At 65.7% G+C, this 26344-nt stretch carries 20 protein-coding genes and 1 pseudogene; 14 read left to right on the top strand and 7 right to left on the bottom strand.

Features of this window, described 5'->3' with window-relative positions; genetic code table 11:
- Nucleotides 1-253: 253 nt before the first annotated feature.
- The 7 genes from ACCQ05_RS05095 to modC all read left to right on the top strand — a co-directional run bounded on the left by ACCQ05_RS05095 (nt 254) and on the right by modC (nt 5522).
- Nucleotides 254-877 (top strand): OmpW/AlkL family protein, encoded by a 624-nt coding sequence (locus tag ACCQ05_RS05095; protein ID WP_104540019.1) that lies wholly within the window; start codon nt 254-256, stop codon nt 875-877.
- A gap of 119 nt (nt 878-996) precedes the next feature.
- Nucleotides 997-1611, top strand: coding sequence for an OmpW/AlkL family protein (locus tag ACCQ05_RS05090; RefSeq protein WP_372393116.1), 615 nt, complete (start codon nt 997-999; stop codon nt 1609-1611).
- A gap of 16 nt (nt 1612-1627) precedes the next feature.
- A complete protein-coding gene (locus tag ACCQ05_RS05085; RefSeq protein WP_372393114.1) occupies nt 1628-2515 on the top strand; it encodes a S1/P1 nuclease in 888 nt (295 codons plus the stop codon).
- Nucleotides 2516-2528: 13 nt separating this feature from the next.
- On the top strand, nt 2529-3353 hold the full coding sequence (locus ACCQ05_RS05080; RefSeq protein ID WP_372393113.1) for an MBL fold metallo-hydrolase: 825 nt from the start codon (nt 2529-2531) through the stop codon (nt 3351-3353).
- Nucleotides 3354-3428: 75 nt separating this feature from the next.
- On the top strand, nt 3429-4205 hold the full coding sequence (gene modA / locus ACCQ05_RS05075) for a molybdate ABC transporter substrate-binding protein (RefSeq protein WP_372393112.1): 777 nt from the start codon (nt 3429-3431) through the stop codon (nt 4203-4205).
- 16 nt (nt 4206-4221) lie between these two features.
- Nucleotides 4222-4908, top strand: a complete 687-nt coding sequence (gene modB / locus ACCQ05_RS05070) for a molybdate ABC transporter permease subunit (RefSeq protein ID WP_372393111.1) — start codon at nt 4222-4224, stop codon at nt 4906-4908.
- Nucleotides 4908-5522 (top strand): molybdenum ABC transporter ATP-binding protein, encoded by a 615-nt coding sequence (modC, locus tag ACCQ05_RS05065; RefSeq protein ID WP_372393110.1) that lies wholly within the window; start codon nt 4908-4910, stop codon nt 5520-5522. Before modB ends, modC begins: the two co-directional genes overlap by 1 nt.
- Nucleotides 5523-5773: 251 nt before the next feature.
- Here modC and ACCQ05_RS05060 read toward each other — a convergent pair whose 3' ends face one another.
- Genes ACCQ05_RS05060 through ACCQ05_RS05050 form a run of 3 tightly spaced genes read right to left on the bottom strand, consistent with a single transcriptional unit; the run spans nt 5774 to nt 7996 of the window.
- Nucleotides 5774-6361 (bottom strand): hypothetical protein, encoded by a 588-nt coding sequence (locus ACCQ05_RS05060; RefSeq protein ID WP_372393109.1) that lies wholly within the window; start codon nt 6359-6361, stop codon nt 5774-5776.
- Entirely contained in the window at nt 6361-7641 is a 1281-nt protein-coding gene (locus ACCQ05_RS05055) for a TonB family protein (protein WP_372393108.1), read from the bottom strand. Before ACCQ05_RS05055 ends, ACCQ05_RS05060 begins: the two co-directional genes overlap by 1 nt.
- Nucleotides 7631-7996, bottom strand: coding sequence for a BlaI/MecI/CopY family transcriptional regulator (locus ACCQ05_RS05050; protein WP_372393107.1), 366 nt, complete (start codon nt 7994-7996; stop codon nt 7631-7633). Before ACCQ05_RS05050 ends, ACCQ05_RS05055 begins: the two co-directional genes overlap by 11 nt.
- Before the next feature lie 147 nt (nt 7997-8143).
- Between ACCQ05_RS05050 and ACCQ05_RS05045 the strand changes: the two genes are divergently transcribed.
- The 5 genes from ACCQ05_RS05045 (at nt 8144) to ACCQ05_RS05025 (ending at nt 16290) form a co-directional block, all read left to right on the top strand.
- On the top strand, nt 8144-10105 hold the full coding sequence (locus ACCQ05_RS05045) for an acetyl-CoA hydrolase/transferase C-terminal domain-containing protein (protein ID WP_372393105.1): 1962 nt from the start codon (nt 8144-8146) through the stop codon (nt 10103-10105).
- A gap of 245 nt (nt 10106-10350) precedes the next feature.
- The gene (locus tag ACCQ05_RS05040; RefSeq protein WP_372393104.1) at nt 10351-11415 is read left to right on the top strand and encodes a phosphatidylinositol-specific phospholipase C1-like protein; all 1065 of its coding nucleotides are present in this window, start codon (nt 10351-10353) and stop codon (nt 11413-11415) included.
- A 135-nt stretch (nt 11416-11550) separates the two neighbouring features.
- Nucleotides 11551-14271 (top strand): TonB-dependent receptor, encoded by a 2721-nt coding sequence (locus ACCQ05_RS05035; protein WP_372393103.1) that lies wholly within the window; start codon nt 11551-11553, stop codon nt 14269-14271.
- Nucleotides 14272-14647: 376 nt separating this feature from the next.
- Complete coding sequence (locus tag ACCQ05_RS05030) at nt 14648-15565, top strand: L,D-transpeptidase family protein (protein WP_372393933.1); 918 nt, start codon at nt 14648-14650, stop codon at nt 15563-15565.
- A 2-nt stretch (nt 15566-15567) separates the two neighbouring features.
- A complete protein-coding gene (locus tag ACCQ05_RS05025) occupies nt 15568-16290 on the top strand; it encodes a peptidoglycan DD-metalloendopeptidase family protein (protein ID WP_372393102.1) in 723 nt (240 codons plus the stop codon).
- 241 nt (nt 16291-16531) lie between these two features.
- On the opposite strand, the gene ACCQ05_RS05020 is transcribed toward ACCQ05_RS05025, so the two are convergent.
- Complete coding sequence (locus ACCQ05_RS05020; protein ID WP_372393101.1) at nt 16532-17290, bottom strand: SDR family NAD(P)-dependent oxidoreductase; 759 nt, start codon at nt 17288-17290, stop codon at nt 16532-16534.
- Nucleotides 17291-17390: 100 nt separating this feature from the next.
- Between ACCQ05_RS05020 and ACCQ05_RS05015 the strand changes: the two genes are divergently transcribed.
- Nucleotides 17391-18302, top strand: coding sequence for a LysR family transcriptional regulator (locus ACCQ05_RS05015; protein WP_372393100.1), 912 nt, complete (start codon nt 17391-17393; stop codon nt 18300-18302).
- A gap of 121 nt (nt 18303-18423) precedes the next feature.
- Here the strand turns inward: ACCQ05_RS05015 and fhuE are convergent, their stop codons facing one another.
- The gene (fhuE, locus tag ACCQ05_RS05010; RefSeq protein WP_372393099.1) at nt 18424-20610 is read right to left on the bottom strand and encodes a ferric-rhodotorulic acid/ferric-coprogen receptor FhuE; all 2187 of its coding nucleotides are present in this window, start codon (nt 20608-20610) and stop codon (nt 18424-18426) included.
- Nucleotides 20611-20914: 304 nt separating this feature from the next.
- Between fhuE and ACCQ05_RS05005 the strand changes: the two are divergent.
- Nucleotides 20915-21856, top strand: a pseudogene (locus tag ACCQ05_RS05005) (alpha/beta fold hydrolase); the annotation flags it as partial.
- A gap of 239 nt (nt 21857-22095) precedes the next feature.
- Here the strand turns inward: ACCQ05_RS05005 and tkt are convergent.
- Both tkt and ACCQ05_RS04995 read right to left on the bottom strand, forming a co-directional pair.
- On the bottom strand, nt 22096-24096 hold the full coding sequence (gene tkt, locus ACCQ05_RS05000; RefSeq protein WP_372393098.1) for a transketolase: 2001 nt from the start codon (nt 24094-24096) through the stop codon (nt 22096-22098).
- Nucleotides 24097-24305: 209 nt separating this feature from the next.
- Nucleotides 24306-25586 (bottom strand): dicarboxylate/amino acid:cation symporter, encoded by a 1281-nt coding sequence (locus ACCQ05_RS04995; protein ID WP_372393097.1) that lies wholly within the window; start codon nt 25584-25586, stop codon nt 24306-24308.
- Nucleotides 25587-26344: the final 758 nt, after the last annotated feature.

Genomic DNA, 26344 nt, shown 5'->3' with positions numbered 1-26344 from the left:
CGGCCTGCACGCCTGTCCATCCCACTGTCGGGACACCTCCCCCTACCGGCAGTGGGCTCGCCCGCAACGCACCGCATGCCAGAGGCGATATGCGCGTGCAATCGGCACGACGGCAGGCTGCGCCGCCGCTGCACACCCATTCCCCATCGCAGCGACCCACAACACAGACGCCCCCTGGGTTGATCAGGATCAAGGCGATGCCGGGACAAATCCACAAGACTTCGTCCATCCCCTGCACACAACGAGAATCTTCATGCGCATGCGCTCTTCCCTTCTGCTCGCCGGCCTGGCCGCCACCGTTGCCAGCGTCCCCGCACTGGCTCAATCCAAAGGCGACTGGACCGTTGCCGTCGGTGCCCACCAGGTCGCTCCCAAGTCCGATAATGGCCGCCTGGTCGGCGGCACGCTCGAAGCGGAGGTTGGCAATGACATCAAGCCGACCTTCACCGCCGAATATTTCGTTGCCGACAACCTGGGCATCGAGGTTCTGGCTGCGCTGCCGTTCGAACACGACATCGCGCTGCGCGGAGCGGGACGCGTCGGCAGCACCAAGCATCTGCCGCCCGTAGTGTCGTTGCAGTACCACTTCAACAGCCAGGGCCGCGTCTCGCCCTTCCTCGGTGCGGGCATCAACTACACGCGTTTCTTCAGTACCGATACCCGCGGTGCGCTGGCCGGCAGCGAACTGGAACTGGACGACTCCTGGGGTCTTGCCCTGCACGCGGGCCTGGACTTCAAGCTCAGCGAACGCGGCGCCCTGCGCGTCAACCTGCGCTGGATCGATATCGACACCGAAGCCCGCCTGGATGGCTCGCGCATCGGCACGGTGAACATCGACCCGCTGGTCTACGGCGCGGCCTACGTGCACCGGTTCTGAGCGGCAGCGGCAGGCGCGGCGCATCTCTGGCACACTTGACGTCCAGGGACGTGCATCCACCGCCGGAGTTGCGGACAGGTCGATCGCGTCGAGCGCCTGTCCGACCTACCGGGGATCCCATGAGCATGTTCATCCGCACCGCCCTCGCCATTGCATTGGCCGCTTCGGCCGCACCCGCCCTCGCCCAGTCGGCCGGCCATTGGACCACCGGCTACGGTGCAGGCTACGTCTCGCCCAAGTCCGACAGCGGCGCCTTCGCCGGCACCTCTGCAGAGATCAAGGGCGCGCCGACGCTCTCGTTCACCTACGAGTACTTCATCCGCAACAACCTGGGCATCGAACTCAATGCCTCGGTTGCGGGCAGGCACGACCTTGAACTGGAAGGCGTCGGCAAGGTGGGCAGCTACTGGTCGGTGCCGCCCAGCGTGCTGCTGCAGTACCACATCAATGGCTACGGCACGGTGTCGCCGTTCGTGGGTGCGGGCATCAACTACAGCATGCTGCTTGGCGAAGACACCGAGCCGGCGCTGGGCAACGGCGACCTGCGCCTTGGAGACTCGGTTGGCGCCACCGCGCACGTCGGTGTGGATTTCATCTTCAACGACCGCAGCGGCTTGCGCGTGGACGCGCGCTGGACCGATTCGCGCAGCAACGTCGACCTCAACGGCACCCGGCTGGGCAAGGCGCGGATCGATCCGCTGACCTACGGCATCTCGTACCTGGTCTATTACTGATCGCGCTGCCGCTGGCATGCCGGCGGGCGGCGGCGAGGTGTCGGCGGCAGCCACAAAACCGCCCGCGATGCGTGCGTACAATCCGGGGATGAAAACTTTTTCCCTGTCCCGTTTCGCCCTTGCCGCGGCATTGACCGCGGCGATCCAGCCCATCACCGCCTTTGCCTGGGGCGCGCAGGGCCACCGTCTGGTGGCGCGCGTTGCAGAGACCGAGCTGAGCCCGCAGGCGCGTGCCCAGGTGGCGCAGCTGCTGGCCGGCGAGCCTGATCCGACCTTGCACGGTGTCGCAAGCTGGGCCGACGAGCTGCGCGAACACGATCCGGACCTGGGCAAGCGCTCCGGGCCGTGGCATTACGTCAACCTGGGCGAACACGACTGCGTCTACCAGCCGCCGCGCGACTGTCCCGACGGCAACTGCGTGATCGCCGCACTCGATCGGCAGACCGCCTTGCTGGCCGACCGCAGCCAGCCGCTGGAGGTCCGCCGCCAGGCATTGAAGTTCGTGGTGCACTTCGTCGGCGACATCCATCAGCCGATGCATGCCGGCTACGCACACGACAAGGGCGGCAACGACTTCCAGCTGCAGGTCGGCGGCAAGGGCAGCAACCTGCATGCGCTGTGGGATAGCGGCATGCTCTACGACCGCCACCTCAGCGACGAGGCCTACCTGCAGCGCCTGCTGGCCCTGCCGGCCGCCGCTCCTGTCTCGCCAGCGCTGCCGCCACCGGCAGCGGCATGGGCGCAGGCCTCCTGCAAGATCGCCATTGCCCCGGGCACGTATCCCGCGTCGCACGTCTTGCCGGAGGGATACATGGACACCTACCGGCCGATCGCCGAAACCCAGCTGCGCATCGCCGGCGACCGGCTGGCCGCCGTCCTCAATGCGGCACTGGCCGCTCCCTGACGTGGAGACGCCGATGCAACCGCAGGTGCTCGCGTTCTTCCATGCCGACAGCAACACCTTCACCTATGTGGTGGCCGACACGGCCTCCGGCGCGGCGGCGGTGATCGACCCGGCACTGGACTATGCAGCGGACAGCGGCGCCATCGGCATGCAGACCGCGCAGACGATCGTCGATGCCATCCGGCAACGCGGGTGGCAGGTTCAGTGGCTGCTGGAAACCCATGCGCATGCCGATCACCTGTCTGCCGCGCAGTGGCTCAAGCAGCACTGGCCGCAGGCACGCGTCGCCATCGGCGCCGGTATCACCCAGGTGCAACAGACGCTCGCACCGCGCTACGCGTTGCCGCAGGATTTTCGCGCCGACGGCTCGCAATTCGATCATCTGTTCGCCGACGACGAACGCTTCCTGCTCGGCAATATCCATGCGCGGGTCATTGCCGTACCCGGCCACACCAGCGACAGCATTGCGTACCTGATCGGCGATGCGCTGTTTCCCGGCGACTCGCTGTTCATGCCCGACGCGGGCACCGCACGCTGCGACTTTCCTGGCGGCGATGCCCGGCAGCTGTATGCCTCGATCCAGCGTCTTTACACGCTGCCGGACACCACCCGGGTGTTCGTCTGCCACGACTATGGCCCTGGCGGCCGGCCGGTGGCGTACCAGACCAGCATCGGCGACCAACGGCGCAGCAATATCCACGTGCGCGACGGCGTGGACATCGCAGCGTTCGTGGCGCAGCGGCAGGCACGCGACGCCACCCTGCCGGAGCCCAGGCTGATCGGCCCGGCGCTGCAGGCCAACCTGCAGGCGGGGCGCGGCGCAGGCAAGGCTACATAACCCGCGCAGGCGGTCGCCACGCCGGTCACGGCGCAGCCGTTATGATCGGTGACCGCCACCTGTTTGGAGCTTCCCATGCGCATGATCGGTTTCTGGCAGCGCGCCCTGTGCGTGTTGATGCTTGCCCTGCCCGTGCTGGCCTGCGCGCAGGCCGCGCCGGTGACCGTGTTCGCGGCCGCCAGCCTCAAGGAGTCGATGGACGACGCCGCAGCCGCCTATGAGAAGGCCACCGGAACGCCGGTGCGCGTGTCCTATGCCGCAAGCTCGGCGCTGGCGCGTCAGATCGAGCAAGGCGCCCCGGCGGATGTGTTCTTTTCGGCCGACCTGGAATGGATGGACTATCTGCAGCAGCGCAAGCTGGTGGAGCCGGCACAACGCCAGCAGCTGCTTGGCAACACCCTGGTGCTGATCGCGCCAGCGACCAGCCAGGTGCAGGTGGATCCGCGTGTCCCGGGCAGCATTGCCAAGGCCCTGGGCGAGAGCGGCCGCCTGGCGGTTGGCCAGACCACTAGCGTGCCGGCCGGCAAATACGCCGCGGCGGCGCTGCGCAAGCTTGGCCAGTGGGACAGCGTGCAGGCACGCCTGGCCGAATCGGAGAGCGTGCGCGCAGCGCTGATGCTGGTCTCGCGTGGCGAGGCGCCGCTGGGCATCGTGTATGGCTCGGATGCACGCGCCGACGCCAAGGTGCGCGTGGTGGCCACGTTCCCGGCGGACAGCCATGCGCCCATCGTGTATCCGGTGGCTGCCCTGAAGAACAGCCGCAACCCGGCCACGACCGCCTTCGTCGCATGGCTGCGCAGTGCGCCAGCCAAGGCCATCTTCACCCGTCGTGGCTTCTCGCTGCAGGATTGAGGCGCAGCGCTTGTCGATGTTCACCCCGCAAGAGCTGGTCGCCATCGGCCTGAGTCTGAAGGTTGCGCTGGTGGCCGCAGTGGCCAGCCTGCCGCCGGGGATCGCCTGCGGCTGGCTGCTGGCGCGCCGGCGTTTCCCCGGCAAGGCGCTGTTGGATGCGGTACTGCATCTGCCGTTGGTAATGCCGCCGGTAGTGACCGGCTACGCGCTGCTGGTGACCCTGGGCACGCGGGGGGTGATCGGCAGCTGGTTGCTGGAACACGTCGGCGTGCGATTCGCATTCCGCTGGACCGGCGCGGCGCTGGCCTGCGCGGTGATGGGGTTCCCGCTGATGGTGCGCGCAATTCGGCTCTCGATCGAAGCCACCGACCGCCGCCTGGAAGCGGCCGCGGCCACCCTCGGGGCCGGGCCGTGGCGGGTGTTCTTCAGCATCACCCTGCCCCTGGCCTGGCCCGGCCTGGTGGCCGGCATGGTGCTGGCGTTCGCCAAGGCGCTGGGCGAGTTCGGCGCCACCATCACCTTCGTGTCGAATATCCCCGGCGAAACCCAGACCTTGTCGTCGGCCATCTACGGCCTGATGCAGGTGCCGGGAATGGAGTCGGGCGTATGGCGACTGGCGGCAGTGGCGTTGGCGATCTCGCTGGCGGCATTGCTGCTCTCCGAATGGCTGGTGCGTCGGCCGCATCCGCGCGAGGACGGCTGATGCTGGATCTGGACCTGCATCTGCGGCGTGGCAATTTCCAGCGACACATCTGCATCCAGGACGCGGCACGCGTGGTGGCGCTGGTGGGGCCCTCCGGTGCGGGCAAGACCACGGTGCTCAACGCCATCGCCGGCCTGGTGCAGCCGGATGCAGGCCATATCCGCATCGATGGACGCTGCCTGTACGACCGCCAGCAGCGCGTGGACCTGCCCACGCACAAGCGCCGCATCGGCTATGTGTTCCAGGATGCGCGGCTGTTTCCGCATCTGGATGTGCGGCACAACCTGCGCTATGGCCGGCATGCGCGCGGCGCGGCGACGTTCGGGTTCGACGATGTGGTGGCCTTGCTCGGCATCGCGCCGCTGCTGCAGCGCCGGCCGCGCAATTTATCCGGCGGCGAAGCGCAGCGGGTGGCGATCGGCCGCGCGCTGCTGTCGCAGCCGGCGATCCTGTTGTTCGACGAGCCGTTGTCGGCGTTGGACCAGGCGCGTCGCGATGAATTGATCCCGTACCTGCAGCGCGTGCGCGACGAAATCCGTCTGCCGATGCTGTACGTCAGCCATAACCCGGACGAAGTGCAGCGCATTGCCGACAGCGTGCACGCGTTGACCTGATGGGATCACCGGCGCAAGCGGGCGCGCAGCGTGCGATTGCGCGCCGGCCTGCGCGAAAGCCATCAGTTCGGTGATGCGATTTCCCAGGCGCATGCCTTTGCCGTCTGCGCGTTGTTCGCGGCACGCGCTGCAGGTGCGCTGCTCTATCCAGGCTCACTATCCGGCTGGGCTCGACCTGCAGGACGTAGCCTGCGACCCAGCTTCCACCAGCGCAGGACCGGGCACACCGTTCCCGGCACCGCATGCCGCACTCAGCGTGCCACCTGACCGGACCGCACACTCGCCCTGCCCTGTCGCACCTCGAAAGTGAAGGCAAACGGCAAGGTCACCGGCACCGGCTCCACCCGCGCGGCGCCGGTGCAGTCGTCCAGGTCCGCCGGCGGTGTCGCGCCGGGCGCGTAGCTGCACATCGCTGCGGGCACGAACTGCCAATGCATCACCGCAGCGCGCACGGCCTGCAGCAGATCGGCATGCTCGGGCAACAGCACGGCGCCGCACTCATCGCGATCGGACAGCGGGTCCACGCGCTGCACCACGCCGTCGGCTGTGAGAATCACCTGCACGCAGACCGTGGTCGGGGCCAGGGTCTGCCGCGGCGACTCCGGCGGTAGCGCGGGCGTATCGCTGCGCAGGGCGCGTGGCATGCGAAAGCGTTGTGTGGACGACAGCGTATAGGCCTGCGTCGCGGCCGCGCCACCAGCACCCGACTGCGGCGGCAACATGCGTTGATCGACCGAATCCTCGCGTTGACTGCGCTCCTGCTCCAGCACAGGCCGGCTCGCGCAGCCGCCCAGGAACAGCGCCAGCACACCGCTTGCACACACCAGCGCGCGCCGCATCACTGCATCTCCTGCGCGGTGCAACCCGACGCCGGGCAGCCGGCCCTGCGTTCAAGCTGCGCAATGTGCTGCGGGCCACCGGTGGCCGGGGCAATGCCGGAAGCGTCTTCCGCCGGATCCGGTTCAAAGCGCACCGGCACGCGTACCGCCGAGGTCACCGCTCTGCCATCGACAGAGGCAGGCTTGAAGCGCCAGCTATGCGCTGCCTCAAGCACGGACTGGTCGAACACCCCGGCCGGCTGGCTGCGCAGGATGACGATATGCTCCGGCACCCCACTCGGGCTCACCTGGATCTGCAGTTCGACCAGGCCGGCAAGACCCGCAGCGGCGGCTGCAGCCGGGTATCTGGGCGGCTGCATCGTGCTGAAATCCACCGGGCTGCCGACAACCGGCGTGGCCTGCAGACGCGCCGGCTGGATCACCCAACAGGCGAGGCCGGCGATGGCCGCCAGCAGCATGACCGCACGCGAGTTCCTGCACGCGCGCTGCGTGGCGATTGCAGGCATGCGCAGGGCGCTGAGCCGCTGGGTCAGCGGATGCGCCGCTGCCCAGTGGCGGGCCAATGGCGTCCAGGCGTTGCCGAGTTGGCATTTGAGCATCGCCGCGGCATAGCTGCGGCGCTTGCCAGGATGCAGTGCCATCACCGCGGCATCGCAGGCCAGCTCCTGATCCAGGCCAAACGCGCGCCATCCCAGGTACAGCAGCGGATTGAACCAACCAAGGCACAGCAGCGCGATCGCCAGCGCATTGGCCCACAGATCGCCGCGATGCAGATGCTGCTGCTCGTGCGCCAGGATCAACGCGCGCTCGTCGGCGCTGTAGCGGGTGGTGAAGTCCGGCGGCAGCACGATGCGTGGACGCAGAAGACCCAGCGAGGCTGGCAGACCTCCATCGTGCGTTGCCATCCATAGCGTCTTGTCCAAGGCAAGCAGTGGCCCGAGGCCCCGCACGAAACGCCGCTGGCTGCGCCACACCAGCAAGGCCATCAGCAGTGCGCCAGCCAGCCATGCGAGGCCGAGGATTTCGCGCCAATCGCTGCGACCGCCGACGCTGCCCGGTGCAAACGGCAGTGTCCCCAGCCCCGATGCAGGCAGCGTCGCCATGCCGATGGGCGGGCCTGGCACCAACGCAACCAACAAGGCCAGCGGCACGCTGGCCCAGATCGCATAGGCGGCCGACGGGCCTAACCAAAGACGCAAGCGTCCCCGCAGCAGCAGACAGGCCAGCACCGCAGCACTGGTGTAGAGCGTGGTCCGTAACATCATGGCATCAGGGCTCATCGTCCAGCTCCTTGAGCAGGCGCCTCAGGTCGGCGACATCCGATGCGCTGAGCTTTCCGCGCTCACTGAAGTGCGCCACCAGCGGTGCGACGCGGCCACCGAACAGTCTTTGCAGCAGGCCCTCGCTCTGTTGCTGCACCCACTGGTCGCGCTGCAGCACCGGTGTGTACAGGTACTTGCGCCCATCCTTCTGCGCGGCGATGGCGCCCTTGGTGAGCAGGCGATTGAGCAGGGTCTTGATGGTGGGCTCGGCCCAGTCGGTCTGCGGCAGCGCTGCCACCACCTCTTCGGCCGTGCGCGGCGCGCCGTCCCAGAGTACCTGCATCACCACGGCTTCGGCGTCGCTGATCTGCATCCGATTACATCCGTAATTTTTTACGATTACGCTCGTAAACACAGGCGATGTCAAGCCTCTTCCATGATCGCTTGCAGCTGCAGCAGCCCCCCAGGCGACGCATTCGCCCCGCAGGCATCGCAGCGACGGCTCGGCTACCCTGCACCGATGACCGACCACCTGACCGACCTGGACTCCGCCCTGGAGTGGATCCTGCAACGTATCGACGGCCCCCTTCGCGTTGGCGCGCCACTGGGGATCGGCAAACCGCACCGGCTGTTGAATGCGCTCTATGCGCGGCTCAAGGACACCCCGTCGCGGCCGCTGGCGCTGTACACCGCACTCTCGCTCAATCCGCCCAGGCCGGGCACGGGCCTTCAGGCACGCTTTGCGGCACCGTTCATTGCGCGTCACTTCGGTGAGGATTTTCCGCGGCTGGCCTATGTCGATGCCATGCTGCGCGACGCCCTGCCCGCGCATATCCAGGTGGAAGAGTTCTACATGCAATCCGGCGGGCTGCTGCAGTCGAGGCAGGCGCAGGCCGACTACACCAGCCTGAACTACACGCACGCCGCCGCCGCGGTGGCGCAGAGGGCGCCGAACCTGATCGTGCAGAAGGTAGCGCGCGAGCCTGGCGGTACGCGACTGTCGTTGTCGTGCAACAACGACATCACCCAGGACACCCTGGAGGCGGTGCAGTCGCTGGGGCTGCCGCGCCCCTTGCTGGTGGCCGAGGTCGATCCGCAATTGCCCTGGATCGGCGGCACCGCCGCGGTGGACGCGGCGTTCTTCGATCTGGTCATCGACCTGCCCGGCCCCTCGCCGCGCCTGTTCGGCTTGCCGCGGCAGCCGGTGAGCAGCGTCGATTACGCCATTGGCCTGTATGCAAGCACCCTGGTGCGCGATGGCGGCACCTTGCAGATCGGCATCGGCACGCTGGCCGATGCCCTCAGCCATGCGCTGGTCCTGCGCCACACCGACAACGCCACCTATCGCCGCGTGCTGCAGGCACTGGACCCCGAACTTGCAACGCATCCGGCCGTGCAGGCCAGCGGCGGGCTGGAGCCGTTCACGATCGGCCTGTATGGCTGCAGCGAGATGCTCAACGAAGGCTTCAAGCAATTGGTGGACAGTGGCGTGATCGCCCGCAAGGTGCACGACGACCTGCCGCTGATGCAACGCATCGCCGATGGCAGCGCCGATGCCGACGACCGGGCACGCCTGGCACGCGAAGGCGAATTCCTGCATGGCGCGTTCTATCTCGGCTCGCCGGACTTCTACCAGTGGTTGCGCACACTCGACGAGCAGACCCGCGAGGCCATCGGCATGCGCCGCATCAGCCAGATCAATCAGCTCTATGGCGGCAACGAAGCGCTGGAACGCCTGCAACGGCGCGATGCGCGCTTCTTCAACTCCTGCATGATGGCCACCGCGCTCGGGGCGGCAGTTTCCGATGGCCTGGAGGATGGACGCGTGGTGTCCGGTGTGGGCGGCCAGTACAACTTCGTGGCGATGGCCCATGCGCTGCCGCAGGCACGCAGCGCGCTGATGTTGCGCGCCACCCGCGATGCGGGCGCGCGGGCGGCCAGCAATGTGCGCTGGAACTATGGTCACACCACCATCCCGCGCCACCTGCGCGATCTCTACATCACCGAATACGGCATCGCCGACCTGCGCCACAAGACCGACCAGGACTGCGTACTGGAGATGGCCGGCATCTGCGATGCCCGCTTTCAAGACACGTTGCTGGCGCAGGCGACGCGGTCGCGCAAGCTACGCACTCCACCGCAACTGGCTACACGCGCGCAACGCAATACGCCCGAGGCGCTGGAGCAGGCCCTGGCCCCGTTTCGCCGCGACGGCAGCCTGCCCGACTACCCACTGGGCAGCGACTTCACCGCGATCGAGCAGCGCCTGTTGCGCGCCTTGACCTGGCTAAAGGCTGCAACGGCCAGTGCGACCGGCAAGGCCGCAACCGTGGCGCGCGCCGTGCTCGCGCGCAGAGAATTGCAACCCGACGAGGCGGCGTGCCTGCAGCGCATGGCGCTGGATGCGCCGCGCAGTCTTGGCGAGCGCGTGCAGGCGCGACTGCTTGTACATGCCTTGCGACAAACAACTTCAGATCGGTAGCAGATGATCCACCGACGGGGCGCGTTCGATAGCGACCAGGCCAGCGGGCTGACGCATCACGGACATGCAGCGGAAAGATATGCGTCAAACTGGGCCAGGATGATGGCGATCACATTGTGTCCGGATCGCTCTGAATGCCTGGTTTTTCCGCTGTTTCTGCATCCATCTCCCGCACCGGCAGCAAAGCGAATGACTCGCGCGAAAAGCGAAGGACTGTAGCTGCCGGCATTACCTTCGCGGTTGCGATGCTGGGCAGCCTTATGGCGAGCGCAGCGCCCCACCTCACCGATCTGCAATACATCGGCAGCCACAACAGCTACCACGCCGGATTCGCCCCCAGCGAGGCGGTGGTGCTGAAGCAACTGGATCCGGCGTTGTTTGCCGCGCTCGATTACCGCCATCCGGCATTGACCAGGCAACTGGACGATGGCGTGCGCCAACTGGAACTGGATGTCTTTGCCGATGCACAGGGTGGGCGCTATGCGCATCCTGCCATCGTTGCGCAGATTGCCAAGGCCGGGCTTGCAGCCGCGCCGGCAAGCGCGCCGGAGGGGGTGATGGACAAGCCCGGATTCAAGGTCATGCATGTGCAGGACATCGACCAGCGCAGCAACTGCCAGCCGTTGGTGGCCTGCCTGCAGGAGGTGCGCGCATGGTCCCGGCAGCACCCCGGCCATGTGCCCGTCTTCATCCTGCTGGAGACCAAGCAGACATCGATACCGGCGCCGTTCCCGACCGTGCAGCCAGAGCCGTTCGACGCCAAGGCGATGGACGCGCTGGATGCCGAGCTGCGCTCGGTGTTCCAGCCCGGCGAGTACATCGGCCCCGATCAGGTGCGTGGCAGCGCGCGCACGCTCAATGCCGCGGTGCTGGCGCATGGCTGGCCGCCCCTGCAGGCCGCACGCGGCAAGGTGATCTTCCTGCTGGATCAACGCAGCGCCAGCGACAGCTATCTTCCCGGCCATCCATCGTTGCGCGGCCGGGTGTGCTTCACCAATGCGGTGCCGGGCGCCGACGATGCCGCGTTCGTCGAGCGCAACGACGGCCCTGCCGAGGAGATCACGCAGCTGGTCAAGGCCGGCTACCTGGTGCGTACACGCGCCGACGCCGACCTCAAGCAAGCGCAGGCCAACGACACCACGCGGCGCGACCGCATGCTTGCCAGCGGCGCACAGCTGATCAGCACCGACTTTCCCGTCAACGCGCCGGCCAGCTCCGGCTATGTGATGCGCTTTGCCGGCAATGCGGTGGCGCGCTGCAATCCGCAGCGGCCGCAGACGCTGTGCAAGGGCGTCGATCTGAGCCACTGATCGGCGGCGGCACGCGCGGTCCCGCGGCCGCCACAGGCAAACCACCTCCTGTCGCAATGGATGGCGTCGGCCAGACCTGGCCATGTCCACGTGCCGGACCGGGCCTTTCTCTTCCCCATCTCCGAGAGTCTTCCAATGCCGTATCTTCGTCCTTTCCATCGCCTGAGCTGCGCCATCGCCCTGGCGCTGTCGGCACCTGCCTTTGCAGAAAATCCGGACCTGCGCACAGCCACCACCACCCTGGACTCGGTCAACGTGCAGGCCACGCATGCCGCCGCGCCGGGCTCGCTCGACGAGCAACGCACCTCCAGCAGCGTCAACAGCGTGCTGAGCAAGCAGCAGATCGATGCCATTCCGTCCGGCGGCATCGCCGATGTGGTGGCGCACATGCCGGGGCTGTCGGCGTACAGCGACATGCACCTGGGCCAGGCCACCACCGGCGAGAACGCCTACGTCAGCATCCGCGGCATGGATGCCAGCTATAACGCCTACACGCTCAACGGCTTCGGCATGCCGGAAACCGATTCGTCCACCCGCGCCATTTCGTTGAACATGCTCGCACCCTTCGGCATCCAGTCGGTGCAGGTGTCCAAATCGCCGACGCCGGACATGCCCGGCGACTCCATCGGTGGCGCCATCGACATGCGGACGCCCAACGCGTTCGACTTCGCGCAGGACGTGTCTGCCAGGACCACCGCACGCGGCCAGCTCAACGACCTGGCCACGCATCTGGGCGGCAAGGACAGCGGCGGCACCCTCCAGCAGGAGCTGGCCTGGAAGTTCGGCGACGGCAATGCGTTCGGCATCTACGCCTCTGCCTATTACGGCAAGAACAACACCATGGCGCAGGCACCGGCGCCCAACAGCAAGTACGTGCCGGCCGACCCAGCGCTTGCCAACGCCACCGACCTGCGCAACGTGGGGCCGTTGATCAGCACCCGCTACAAGTACAGCCTCTACACCAGCCAGATCGAGCGCTATGGCGGCAACCTGTCGCTGGACTGGCAGGGCGACACCAGCGCGCTGTATGCGCGCGCGATCTATGGCAGCTACGGCGTCACCGGCCAGCAGGACCAGTCCAGCGCACGCCTGGAAACCTTCCGTAACCAGCCCACCGCCGTGCGCGGCGGCTATTTCAATACGCACGACATCGACGAGACTCTGGCGACATTGCAACTGGGCGGGCAGACCACGCTGGGCCGGCTGCGTTTCGATTACGGCAGCGCGTTCGGCCGCGGCACCCGCCGCCGGCCGGACTATGTCTCGGCCAGCCTGTATGGCTTCACGCCCGGCAGTTTCGCCTTCGATCTCAGCGATCCCACCTACCCGAGCATCGGGCCAAGCTCGCAGGCGTTGCAGGACTTCTTCTACAACCTGGATGCGTCGCTGCTGTGGAAGGTGCAGGGCCACGATGCCGGCAGTCACGACAACCGCGCCAGCCTGCACACCGATATCACCTACCGCGTGGACGGGGATGTGCTGGACAGCGTCAAGGTCGGCCTGTCGGCCGACCGCTCCGAGCGTGACGCATACGACCATCCGTTCTTCCACAAGGACGGCAACTTCGTTACCAATGGGCCGTATTTCGGCGGCCCCAACTATGCCTTCCCCACCGCCGGTGGCCCACCGCTGAGCGCGATTCCTGGCCGCCTCACCTACAAGGCCTTCGACGGCCGCTACACCGGTGCGTTCAAGCTGCTGGACCGCCGCTGGATGCGCGCGCAGGCGGTACCCTACAAGTACATCGACGATCCGAATGGCGCCGGCACCTATACCGCCAACGACTACAACGCCAACACCACCTCCAGCACCGAGGCGATCACCTCCGGCTATGCAATGGCCGCACTGCACTTCGGCGCGGTGAGCGTGCTGCCCGGCGTGCGCTATGAACTGACGCGGTATTCGGCCGATGCCTGGCAGTCCAGTGGCGATGGCATCGATGGTCGCTTCGTCGGCAGCGGCAGCACCTATGGGCAGGTGCTGCCCGGCGTCAGCCTCAACTATCGCCCGGACGCGCTCACGGTCTACCGCGCGTCGTTGCGCCGCAGTTTCAGCCGGCCGGCATTCGGCCTGATTTCCGGGCAAACCGTGTACACCATCGACGACACGCAACGGGTGGTGGGCATCTCCAGGCCCAATCCGGACCTGCAGCCGAGCAAGGCCGACAATGCAGACCTGTCTGCCGAATTCTACGATCACCAGGGCGGCGTGCTGAGCGCCTCCACTTACTACAAGCGCATTACCGGCTTCGTGTATACCTCGCAGTCGGCCACCAGCAACGACAACACCCTCGGCGGCCTGGTACCAACCGGCACCACGTTCGAAAACGGCGTGCCGGTGACCATGCCGCTCAATGGCGGCACCGCCAGGCTCTATGGCCTGGAGTTGGCAGCGAGCAAGCGCCTGCAGCAACTGCCCGGGCTGTGGAGCAATCTTGGCGTCACCGCCAATGTCACCCTGCAGCACAGCGAAGCGGACAGCAGGCGCGCGGATCAACCGGAAAAGACCTGGTTGCCGCGTGCCCCGGAGCGCCTCTACAACCTGGACCTGTTCTACGACGACACGCATCTGCGCACCGACCTGAGCTACAACTACACCGGCCTGCAGTTGCTGGGGCTCACCACCGACCGGCTCAATTACTACCTGCAGCCGGTGAAGTCGCTGGACTTCAACGCCACCTATCATCTGCCGCATCATGTGGACGTGGGCGTGTCGGCGAAAAACCTGCTCAACGTGGCCACGTTCTACGAAACCCAGGGCAAGTCCAGACGCTACATGGCCTACGATCCAGGCGCCGATGGTGCTTATGTGCAGACCGGGCGGGTCTACATGCTGACGCTGGGCTACACCTACTGACGGCAAGAGTGCGGCAAGGTCGCAGCGGCGCTGCCCGCTCGTGCGGGGGCGTTGCAGGCTGCATGGCTGCTGGTTCGCGATGCAACCGGACACCGCACGCCGGTTCGCCAGATCGCGCGTGCAAGGTCTGCATCTCGCGGCGTCGTGACGGATGGAAAAATCGGGGCCAGGCAACTCGAGTTGAGACCACCGATGGTCTTGACCCCGTCGTGCAGCCGATGCGCGCTTGGCGGTCTGCAGTCAGTGCGCGTGCAGCCATTTCACGCAGAAAACGCAGCTGGCTGCGGCAAGGTGCGCCATGCATCTTTGGGAACCGCTCATGCCAACACGCTCCTACGCTCGTGTCTGTTTGCTCGCCCTGGCGCTTGGCGCCTCGTTGTCCGCGCTGGCGCAGGCACCACAAGCAACGCCCGCGGCTGCCGCAACGCCTGCGGAGAAGGCTGTTCAAACCGGTCCGCGTTCGGATCTGCACGCACAAGTGCTGCTCGATCGCGCGCATTTTTCGCCGGGGCAGATCGATGGCGAACGCGGCTCCAACCAGAAGCGTGCGGTCTCCGGATTCCAAGCCGCGCACGATATCAAGGTCACCGGCGAGTTGGACGATGCGACCTGGCAGGCATTGCAGGCCGATACCACACCGGCGCTGGTGCAATACACCTTGACCGATGCCGATGTCGCCGGCCCGTTCCAGCCGATCCCCAAGGGTCCGGCCGAGCAAGCCAAGCTGTCGGCGCTGGGCTATGCATCGGTCGATGAAGCATTGGGCGAGCGCTTCCACGCCGATCCTGCATTGCTGCGCCAACTCAATCCGAGCGTGGACCTGGGCAAGGCCGGCAGCGTGATCCAGGTACCCAACATCGACGGCGTTGCGCCACTTGCCAAGCCGGCCAGGCTGGTGGTGGACAAGTCCGACTCGACGCTGCGGCTGTTCGACGCCAACGACAAGGTGTACGCGCAGTTCCCGGTGTCATCCGGCAGCAAGCACGATCCCCTGCCGATCGGCCGCTGGAAGATCCTGGGCATCTCGCGCGATCCGGTGTTCAAGTACAACCCCAAGCTGTTCTGGGATGCCAAGAAGGGCGACAAGAAGGCCACGCTGCCGGCGGGCCCGAACAACCCGGTCGGCCGGGTGTGGATCGACCTGTCCAAGCCGCATTACGGCCTGCACGGCACGCCCGAACCCGGTCATGTCGGCAAGACCGAATCACATGGCTGCGTGCGCCTGACCAACTGGGACGTGATGAACCTGGCCAGCGTGGTCGGCCCATCGGTCCCGGTGGTGATGCAGGAGTAGCCATGAGACTGCTGATGATCCTGATCGCGGGTGTGGCGATCGGTGCCGGTGGTTACTGGTGGCTGGAACGTCATGCACCAGAAGCAAAGGTGCCGCCTGCTGCGAGCACAGTTGCCTCGCCGTCTACCGGGATGGAAGTCGCTACGTCGCCTTCACCTGCAGCGCCGTCGGCGACGCTTGCAGCACCCCCAGCTGCGACTACGACACCAGCAGCCGCTGCGGCGTCGGCGCCGGCTACACCCGCTCCCACTCCCGCACCGGTGACAGATACGTCGACGACAACGTCCGGCTTGCTGATTCCGGTACAAGGCGTCGGCAGCAACCAGCTGCAGGACACCTTTACCGATGCACGCAGCGAAGGCCGCGTGCATGATGCGATCGATATCCTGGCACCCGCCGGCACACCGGTGCTGGCTGTCGCCGATGGCAAGGTCGAAAAACTGTTCACCAGCGAACGCGGCGGCCTGACCGTGTATCAGTTCGAGCCCGGCGGCAATTATTGCTATTACTACGCGCATCTGGAGCGCTACGCCGACGGCCTGGCCGAGAAGCAAACGATCAAGCGCGGCCAGGTCATCGGCTATGTCGGCAGCACCGGCAACGCCAATCCGGCCGCACCGCATCTGCATTTCGAAATCCATCGGCTCGGGCCGGAAAAACAGTGGTGGAAGGGCGAGGCGTTGAATCCCTATCCCATCCTGCATGGCGACCAGCCACTGCGATAATCCACTGAGGTCCACACTTTGAGTTTGCGCTTGCTCATCGTGGCTTATGCAGATGGAACTCCGGGCGATACCTCAGGCATTTGACGCGTCGCAGACACGCAACTGAGCGTGCGGCATGCGGGCACGGATGAGCAGTCACTGCACACGCTGCAGCCAGCGGGCATCGAAACCGCGCCTGGCGCGTGTGGGCTCCTGGCCCAGGCCTGCACCGCCGGTGCCTAAACGGCAGCAGTGGTGGCAGCTAGATCGACATGCCGCCGGAGACTTCTATGCGCTGCGCATTGATCCAGCCGGTGCCCGGTGCAAGCAATGCCGCCACCACCGGGCCGATATCGTCCGGCAAGCCCGGGCGGCCCAATGCGGTCATCGACGCCACCATCGCATTGATCTGCGCGTTGTCGCGCACGCCGCCGCCATTGAAGTCGGTTTCGATGGCGCCCGGTGCCAGCGTGTTGGCGCGTATGCCGCGCGCACCCAGTTCCTTGGCAAGGTAGCGGGTGAACACTTCCACCCCGCCCTTCATCATCGCGTAGGCCGAAGACCCCGGCAGCGCAAAGCGCGCAAGCCCGCTGGAGACATTGAGGATGCGCCCGCCATCGGCGATCAGCGGCAACAGGGTCTGGGTCAGGAAATACGGCCCCTTCAGATGGATATTGACCAGCGCGTCGAACTGCGCAGGCGTGGTGTCGGCAATGGCCGCATGCAGGCCGGTACCGGCGTTGTTGACCAGTGCATCGAACTGCGTACGCTCCCAGCCGGTCAGCACGTCCTTCAGCTGCATAGCGAACCCGGCGAAGGTGTCGGCCGCTGCCACATCCAGCTGCATGGCCTGCGCGCGACGTCCCAGCGCCTGGATCTGCGCAACGACCTCGGCCGCCTCCGCGTCCTGGCTGCGATACGTCAGCACGATATCGCTGCCCGCCGCAGCGAGCGCAAGCGCGGCATTGCGGCCCAGGCCGCGGCTGCCGCCGGTAATCACGGTGATGGGGGTGGTGGACATGGGGCACGCTCCGTCAGAAAGTGTCTACAGCCTATTGGGCTTGCTGCGGCAGATAAATCGGCTCACGCTGATCGCACCGTTCAAGACAATCGATCAATCGATGGACAGCATGGATTCGCTGCGCGCCTTCCTGCGCGTAGCCGAGCTCGGTAGCTTTACCCAGGCCGCCGACACCCTGGGACTGCCAAAGGCAAGCGTGTCGACCGCCGTGCAACGGCTGGAAGCCTCGCTGGGCACCCAGCTCCTGCACCGCACCACACGGCGCGTGCAGCTCACCGGCGATGGCAGCGCGTTCTACCAGCGCAGCCGCGATCTGCTGGACGACATGGACGAGCTGCAAGGCATGTTTCAGCGCGAGCGTGGCCAGTTGCGCGGTCGGTTGCGGGTGGATATGTCGGCCGGCATCGCGCGCAATTTCGTGATTCCGGCCCTGCCCGCCTTCCTTGCGCAGCACCCGCAGCTGGAGGTGGAAATCAGCGGCACCGACCGCCGCGTGGATGTGGTGCGCGAAGGCTTCGATTGCGTGCTGCGCGTCGGCACGCTGGAAGACACCAGCCTGGTGGCGCGTCCGCTGGGCGCGTTCCGGATCGTGAGCTGTGCCAGCGCCGGGTATCTCGCCCTTCGCGGTACACCGCAGTGTCTGGACGATCTGACGCAGCACGATCTGGTGCACTACGTGCCGACGCTGGGCCAGCGCTCGCCGGGCTTCGAATACCACGATGGTCAGGCCTACCGGCTGCTGCCGATGCATGGACCGGTGACGGTGAACAACGGCGACGGCTATCTTGCCGCAGCCCTGGCCGGACTCGGCATCATCCAGGCACCGGCCAGCCCGTTGCGCCCGTATCTGGATAGCGGGGCCTTGGTAGAAATCCTGCCCGAAGTGGCCGCCGAACCGATGCCGGTCACCCTGCTCTATGCGCAACGCCGCCATTTGCCGCAACGCGTGCGTGCCTTCATGGATTGGGTGGCGGACGTGATGGCACAGCATCTGCAGCCGCTGGTGCCTTGATCGACCGTCATGTCTGCGCGCGGCAACAGCGCAGGCCAACAAAAAAGCACAGGCCCCCTTGGCAGGACGCCTGTGCCGGTTTCACGCATTGGGCGTCACAGACGCCCGATGCCGTGTTTCCTCAGAACGTGTAGTTGAAGGTCAGCATGCCGTTGCGCGACGCGCCCCATGCGCCGTAGCCGCCGTTGAACTGCGCGTAGTAGCGCTTGTCGAGCAGGTTGTCGACATTGAGCTGCACCGAGAACTGCGGCGACAGGCGGTAGCGTGCGAATGCGCTGACCAGTGCATAGGCACTCTGCTGGAAGGTGCCGTACACCGGGTCCACGTAGTACGAGCGGTTCTGCCAGTTGACGCCAGCGCCAACGGTCAGGTCGCTCCACGCTCCCTGCGGCGTGTAGCTGTTGAACAGCTTGATGGTGGTGCGCGGCAGATGCGTGTTGATCGAGGTGCCGTTGTCGTCGCGCGCGGTGTAATGGGACGCGCCAAACGTGGCGTTCCAGCCTGCGGTCAGGCGACCGGAAAGCTCGAAATCGAAACCTTCGCTGACCACGCCATTTGCAGCTTCGTAAGCAGACTCGCTGCTGCCCGGAACGAAACCGCCGGTGGCCACACCCAGGTTGTCCTGCTCGATGCGGAACAGGGCCAGCGAGGCATTGAGCTGATCATCGAACCACGCGGCCTTGACGCCGGCTTCGTAGCCCTTGCCGCTCAACGGGTCCAGGTAGCCGCCGTTGGCATCGCGCAAGGTCTGCGGGTTGAAGATCTCGGTGTAGCTGACATAGGTCGACCATACATCGTTGATGTCGTAGACCAGGCCGGCATACGGGGTCACTTCGGTCTGGGTGTCGGAGAACGGCACCAGCTGCTGGGTGGCGAAATCGAGGTTTCTGCCATCGATCTGCCAATCGGTGTAGCGCGCGCCCACCAACAGCTTCAATGGATCGGCCAGCGAAAAGCGTGCTGCCACATAAGCGGCCTTCTGCTCGATGGTGCCGTCGCTCTGCAGCAACAACGGGCTCCAGTTCGGCTCCGGATAGGCACCGTTCCAGCCGAAATAGCTGGTCAGCGGTGCCGGGAAATCGAAGGTGCCATTGTTGGCGTACTCGCGGCGGTTGTAGCTGGCGCCGGCCACCAGCTGATGCTCGCGGCCGAACAGCTGGAACGGACCTTCTGCGTAGACATCGGCGCCATCGGCCTTGCGCTCGGTCTGGTAGTTGCCCGAATACGGCACCACGCCGCCGCCGGTGGCACGGTCGAAACCGAAGATCGTGTAGAACGGATAGAACAGATGGTTGGCCACTTCGGTCTTCTCGTGGCTCACATTCGCCTTGAGCATCCAGCCGCTGTCGAAGCTCTGCTGCAGGCTGGCGAAGGTGCGCTGCAGACGCGTATCCCAGAAGGTCCAGTCGGTGGCCGGGTTGAACGAGCGATCGTAGTTGGTACGGCTGCCATCGCTGAAGAACAGCGGGAAGCCGCCCCAGGTGACGTCGTCCGATTCCTTCTTCTGGTATTCGTAGCCCACGCTCAGCAGGGTGCTGTCGGTGAGGTCGGCATCGATGATCGCCGAGCCGATCTTCTTGCGCAGGTTGTAGCGATCCATGTCCGACTCGCCGTCCTGATACACGCCAACCACACGTGCACGCACGGTGCCTTCAGGGCTCAGCGGCACGGTGACATCGGCCACGCTGCGGGTCTTGTTGAAGTCGCCACCACCCACCGACACGGTGCCGGTGAAGTCGCGGCTCACCGCATGCTTGCGCACCAGGTTGATCGAGGCCGACGGGTTGCCCGAGCCAGTCAGCAGCCCGGTGGCGCCGCGCACCACTTCCACCCGGTCGTACAGCGCCACGTCCAGTGCCGAGTCGCCGTAGCTCCAGGCCTGCTCCATGTAGGCCGGAATGCCGTCGAACTGGTAGTTGTCGATGTAGAAACCGCGCGCGTAGAACTCCAGCCGCTCGCTGTCGCTCTGCGCCACCGAAATGCCGGAGACGTTGTTGAGCACGTCGGTGATGCTCTGCAGGTTCTGGTCGTCCATGCGCTCGCGCGTGACCACCGTGACCGACTGCGGAATCTCGCGCAGCGACAGATTCATGCGCGTGCCGGCGGTGGTCTTTTCCACCGTGTAGCCCTTGACCTGCTCGCCCTGCACATTGAGCCGGTCCAGGGTGGTGACCTCCGCATCGCCGGCCGGCGTTTCGGCCATCGCCTGCCCTGCCGACAGGGTGCACAGCGCGGCAAACACCGCATGCGACAGCGCGCGCGGGCGCAGCGCAATGGGAAGAAGACGCATTACGGTAGGACGATTCATCACAGCTCCGGTACAGACAGTCGAGGGCACCCATCACGGCAGTGCCGGACGGCGAACAGAGGGGAAGGACGCGCCACGCAAGCGCGGCAGCGCACCATTTTAATGGGAATGATTCACATTTTAAATAGCCGGATTGCCACTGTTTAGCACTGCTTGATACAAGCGAGCGCTACCAAAGTGGAAGGCGCGTCAGGTCCAACTGCAGCCATTGCAGCCGAGCTCGCATAGACGCGACACTCGGAGCGGGAGCTGCTGAACAGGTGGCTGATGCAATGACGCAACGCACTACGATGGGAATCAAATAATGAAGAAATACTGGGCAGCTATTGCCCTACTACTGGTGTGCGCGCCGGCAGTGAGTGCTGCGGAGTCTGGAAAAACGCCGTTGCATGACGCTTGCCGGGGACCCGGCAACGCCATACACGAGGCAGGTCTTGTGCAGATTGGAGGCATCCAGCAATGGGTCACGATCGAGGGCCAGGACTGCCGCAATCCAGTGGTGCTGATCGTCCATGGCGGGCCGGGCAACCCCAACACGCCGTTCGCGCATCGCCTGTTCGGCAGCTGGACGCGCGATTTCACCATCGTGCAGTGGGACCAACGCGGCTCCGGCAAGACCTATGCGGCAAGCAAGCCTGCCGACGGCGAGCCGCTGACCATGCAGCGGCTGACCCAGGACGGCAGCGAGCTCGCACGCTATGCCTCGCAGCGGCTGGGCAAACCCAAGCTCATCCTGATGGGCGGGTCGTGGGGCTCGGCACTGTCGGTCACTATCGCCAAGGCAAATCCGGACCTGTTCCACGCGTATGTCGGCACGGCGCAGCTGGTCAATTACCAGGACGACATGGCGTCGAGCTACGCCAAGACGCTGAGCCTGGCCCGGGCAGCCAGCGATGCGGATGCGATCGGCAAGCTGGAGAAGATCGGCCCGCCGCCATGGACCAACCCACGCAACTTCGGAATCCTGCGGCGCATCACGCGCAAATACGAAGCCCTGAGTACCGACCCGGCACCAGAAGATTGGTTCACTTTCGCAGCGGAGTACGACACGCCCGACTACCGCGCAGCCTATGAGGCCGGAGAAGACTATTCCTTCCTGCAGTTCGTCGGGCTGGCAGGCGACGGCATGGGTCCGCAGATCGACCTGCGCGCACTCGGGCCGCAGTTCGCCATGCCGATCTATCTGATTCAGGGCGAACAGGATCTGGTCACTCCGGCGCACATCAGCAAAGCCTATTTCGATGGTCTTTCTGCTCCGAGCAAGGAATTTATCCTGCTGCCACGCACCGGACACGATCCCAATCCGCCGATGATGGACGCACAACTGAAGGTGCTGACCAGGATCCGTGCAGCGGCGCTGGCCAACGACGCGCACTGAAACACGCGATGCGTCCGTTGAACGATGACGGACCGCGCATCGCTCACGAGATCCAAACGAAAAAGCCGGCTTTCGCCGGCTTTTTCTTTCAAGCACCACGCAAGGCGTTACAGCGCCTTGGCTGCCGCAACCACGTGCTCGGCGGTGATCTTGAAGTACGCGTACAGCTGGTCGGCCGGTGCCGAGGCGCCGAAGGTGTCGATGCCGACGACATCGCCATCCAGGCCCACGTACTTGCGCCAGAAGCCGGTCACGCCCGCTTCCACTGCCACGCGCTTGCGCACCGCATTGGGCAACACCGACTCACGGTACGCCGCGTCCTGGCGATCGAACACATCGGTGGACGGCATCGACACCACGCGCGTCTTGATGCCGGCTGCATCCAGCGTCTTCTTGGCCTCCATCGCCAGGCCGACCTCCGAACCGGTGCCGATCAGGATCACGTCCGGCGTGCCGCCTTCGGCATCGGCCAGCACGTAGCCACCGCGTTCGATCAGCTTGATCTGCTCGGCGCTGCGCGGCTGGTGCTGCAGGTTCTGGCGGCTGAAGATCAGGCAGCTCGGACCGTCCTTGCGGGTGATCGCAGCCTTCCAGCTCACTGCCGATTCCACCGCATCGCCCGGGCGCCAGACATCGTTGTTGGGGATGTAGCGCAGCGAGGCCAGGTGTTCCACCGGCTGGTGGGTCGGGCCGTCTTCGCCCAGGCCGATCGAGTCGTGCGTGTACACGTGGATGGCATGCGCCGGGTTCAGCGCGCTCATGCGCACGCCGTTGCGGGCGTAATCGCTGAACACCAGGAAGGTGGCATCGAACGGAATGAAGCCGCCATGCAGCGCCAGGCCGTTGGCGATGGCAGTCATGCCGAACTCGCGCACGCCGTAATACACGTAGTTGGCGTCCGGGTCGTCGGTAGCCACCGACTTGCTGGCCTTCCACAGGGTCAGGTTGGAATGCGCCAGGTCCGCCGAGCCGCCGATCAACTCGGGCAGCAGCGGCGCAAACGCCTCGATCGCAAGCTGCGAGGCCTTGCGCGAGGCGATGGTCTGACCTTCTTCCTGCGCCTTGGCGATGTAGGCGTCGGCCTTGGCGATGAAGTCGGCCGGCAGTTCGCCATGCGAGCGGCGGGTCAGCTCGTCGGCCTCGCTGGCGTACTGCTTGGCATACTTGTCGAACAGCTGCTCCCATTCGGCCTGGCGCAGCGTGCCGGTGCCGCCAGCGCGCCAGCCGGCGTAGATCTCTTCGGGAATCTCGAACGGGCCATACGGCCATTCCAGCGCCTTGCGCGCGCCTTCCAGCTCGTCCTTGCCCAGCGGTGCGCCGTGCGAGGACTCCTTGCCGGCCTTGGTCGGCGCACCGAAACCGATCTTGGTGCGGCAGCAGATCAGCGTGGGCTTGTCGCCGTTGTCCAGCGCCGCCTCGATGGCGGCCTTGATCTTCTCGGCGTCATGCCCGTCCACGTCGCCAATCACGTGCCAGCCATAGGCTTCGAAACGCGCCGGGGTGTCGTCGCTGAACCAGCCGGCGGTGTTGCCGTCGATGGAGATCTGGTTGTTGTCCCAGAACGCGACCAGCTTGCCCAGGCCCCAGGTGCCGGCCAGCGAGGCGGCTTCGTGCGAAATGCCTTCCATCAGGCAGCCGTCGCCCATGAACACCCAGGTGCGGTGATCGACGATCTCCAGCTCGGGGCGGTTGTAGCGCTGCGCCAGCAACTTCTCGGCCAGCGCGAACCCGACTGCATTGGCAAAGCCCTGGCCGAGCGGTCCGGTGGTGGTCTCCACCCCGGGGGTTTCGCTGCGCTCCGGGTGGCCGGCGGTCTTGCTGTGCAGCTGGCGGAACTGCTTGAGTTGCTCGATCGGCAGGTCGTAGCCGGACAGGTGCAGCAACGCGTACTGCAGCATCGACCCATGCCCGTTGGACAGCACGAAACGGTCGCGATTGAACCACTGCGGGTTGTTCGGGTTGTGCCGGTAGAAGTCGTTCCACAGCACTTCGGCGATATCGGCCATGCCCATGGGCATGCCGGGGTGACCGGACTTGGCGGCTTCGACCGCATCTGCGGCAAGAAAACGGATGGCGTTGGCCAGCTGGCGGCGGGTGGGCTGGGTCATGAGCGTCTATGGAAGCGGAGGGGAACACCGCTGGAAGCGGAGAGCCCTATTCTCCCACACACCGTGTTAGTGGGGCCGGGATTGGGGAGTCGGGAGCGGGGATTGGTAAAAGCGGTAGAGCCTGGCCTTCATGCGCAAGGCCCTGAAGCGACACGCGCGCAACAATCGCTTTACCGAATCCCCAATCCCAAATCCCAAATCCCCCATCCCTACTCTTCGCCCTTGGCCACCAGGGTGGTCAGCGCCAGATCGCCCGTGACATTGAGCGCGGTGCGGCACATGTCCAGGAAGTGATTGACGCCCAGGATCATGCCGATGCCCACCGGGTTGACCCCCACCATGGCACAGATCAGTGCCACCACCGGCAGCGAGCCGGACGGCACGCCGGCGGTGCCGATGCCGCCCAGGATGCAGACCAGCATCACCATGAACTGCTGGCCGAGGCTCAGGTCCACGTTGAAGAACTGCGCCAGGAAGATCACCGTCACGCCCTCGAACAGCGCGGTGCCGTTCTGGTTGGCGGTGGCGCCCACCGTCAGCACGAAGCGCGACACCCGCGGCGGCAGCCCCATCTCGTCGGCCACGCGCAGGGCGGTTGGCAGGGTGGCGTTGCTGGAGGCCGTGGAGAACGCCATCAACGTGGCTTCCTGGGTCTGCCGGAAGAAGCCCAGCGGCGAACGCCCGGCGAACTTCACTGCCAATCCGTAGCTCACCACCATGTGCAGCCCCAGCGCCAGCACCACCACGCCCACGTAGGCGCCCAGGCGGATCAACAGATCGAAGCCGAACAGCGCGGCCAGGTTGAACATGAAGCAGGCCACCGCATACGGGGCCAGGCGGATCACCAGGCCGATCAGGGTCATCGAGATCTCGAAGACACCTTCGATCCCGCGCCGCAGCGTGGCGACCTTTTCGTCGGCGGTCAGCACCATGCCCACGCCGAACATCACCGCGAAAAACATCAGCGACAGGATCGCGCCATTGCTGGACGCGGCGGCGATCACGTTGCTGGGCACGATCGACAGCAGCATGTCCATGCCCTGCGGCTGGGTGCCGGAGCTGGAAATGATCTCGCGGGTGCGCTCGGCGTTCTGCTGGATCAGCTGATTGGCCAGTTGCGGGTCCACGCCGGCACCGGGCTTGAGCGCGTTGACCAGCACCAGGCCCAGCAGCACCGCGATGCCGGACAGCACCACGGTGTAGCCCAGCGTGCGCCAACCCACGCGCCCCAGCGCGCGAATGTCGCCCATGTCGGAGATGCCCATCACCAATGCCGAAAACAGCAGCGGCACGATCAGCATGAAGATCAGATTGAGGAAGACCTGCGAGAACGGCGTGGTGACGTACCTGGTCGCCAGGCGCACCCACTCGGCGTCGCTGCCGGCCAGGTAGTAGACCGCCAGACCCAGCACCAGGCCCACGGCAAAGCCAATACCCATCTTCCAATGCAGGGGAAGGCCCGGGCGGCGTGCGGCTGGGGAGGCAGTCATCTGGTCGGCCTTGGTGTGAACACAAAGACCGCAGCTTAACATTGCCATCGAGGCGGCCACGCCGCTCTGCGGCTGCCCGCGGGTAGGTGTGCCTTGCGAGGACAGTGACGAGCGGTGCAACAGCAAAACACTGATCGCGCGCAAGGCCAGGTAGGCAAGGCCGGTGCTTGGCTCGGCGTGAATGAGGGAGCGATTCGCTTGCTGCAGCAACGCGTTGGTGGACGGAGTCGTCGAGTGCTCGCGGCAATCTGCACGCATGCATGCAGATTGCGATCGGCGATTGGTGACTTGCAGCTCGTGCCTGACACTGCACTTGGAACTTGCGACCACCAAATCCACTGCGGCTGAGGTCGTGAGCGTTGAAGCCAGATCGATGCTATAAAGCCGAGCTGGTTGAGAGTGCGGTGCCCTCACCGCTTGCGGGACACGCCGTGAATCCATCCCTGGAGGCTCGGTGGCGGCATCCATGCCGCCACACGGTCCCGCAAGCGGCAAGGACACCGCACCGTGACGTTGATCGGCACTTGCTTCAAAGAGCTGATCGCGGCACGCGCTGACATGCCGATGCAGACGTCCGCATTCGCATCAGACAGACGTTGGTGCAAAAGTGAGAGGTGTAGCCAGCGAGCACCATGGATCGCAGAGTGACGTGGTGCATTGCTCGCCCATCCACACCGACCGACACGACTGGCTCTTGCCCGCTCACCGTCGCGGGACCTTTGGCGGCATGGATGCCGCCAAAGAGCCTACAGGGACGT

Origin of the sequence: Xanthomonas sp. NCPPB 3582, from assembly GCF_041475735.2 — a bacterium.
GTDB classification, from domain to species: Bacteria; Pseudomonadota; Gammaproteobacteria; order Xanthomonadales; family Xanthomonadaceae; genus Xanthomonas; species Xanthomonas codiaei.
Note: the sequence above shows the minus strand (reverse complement) of the source record. Positions and strands in the feature narration are given on the sequence as shown.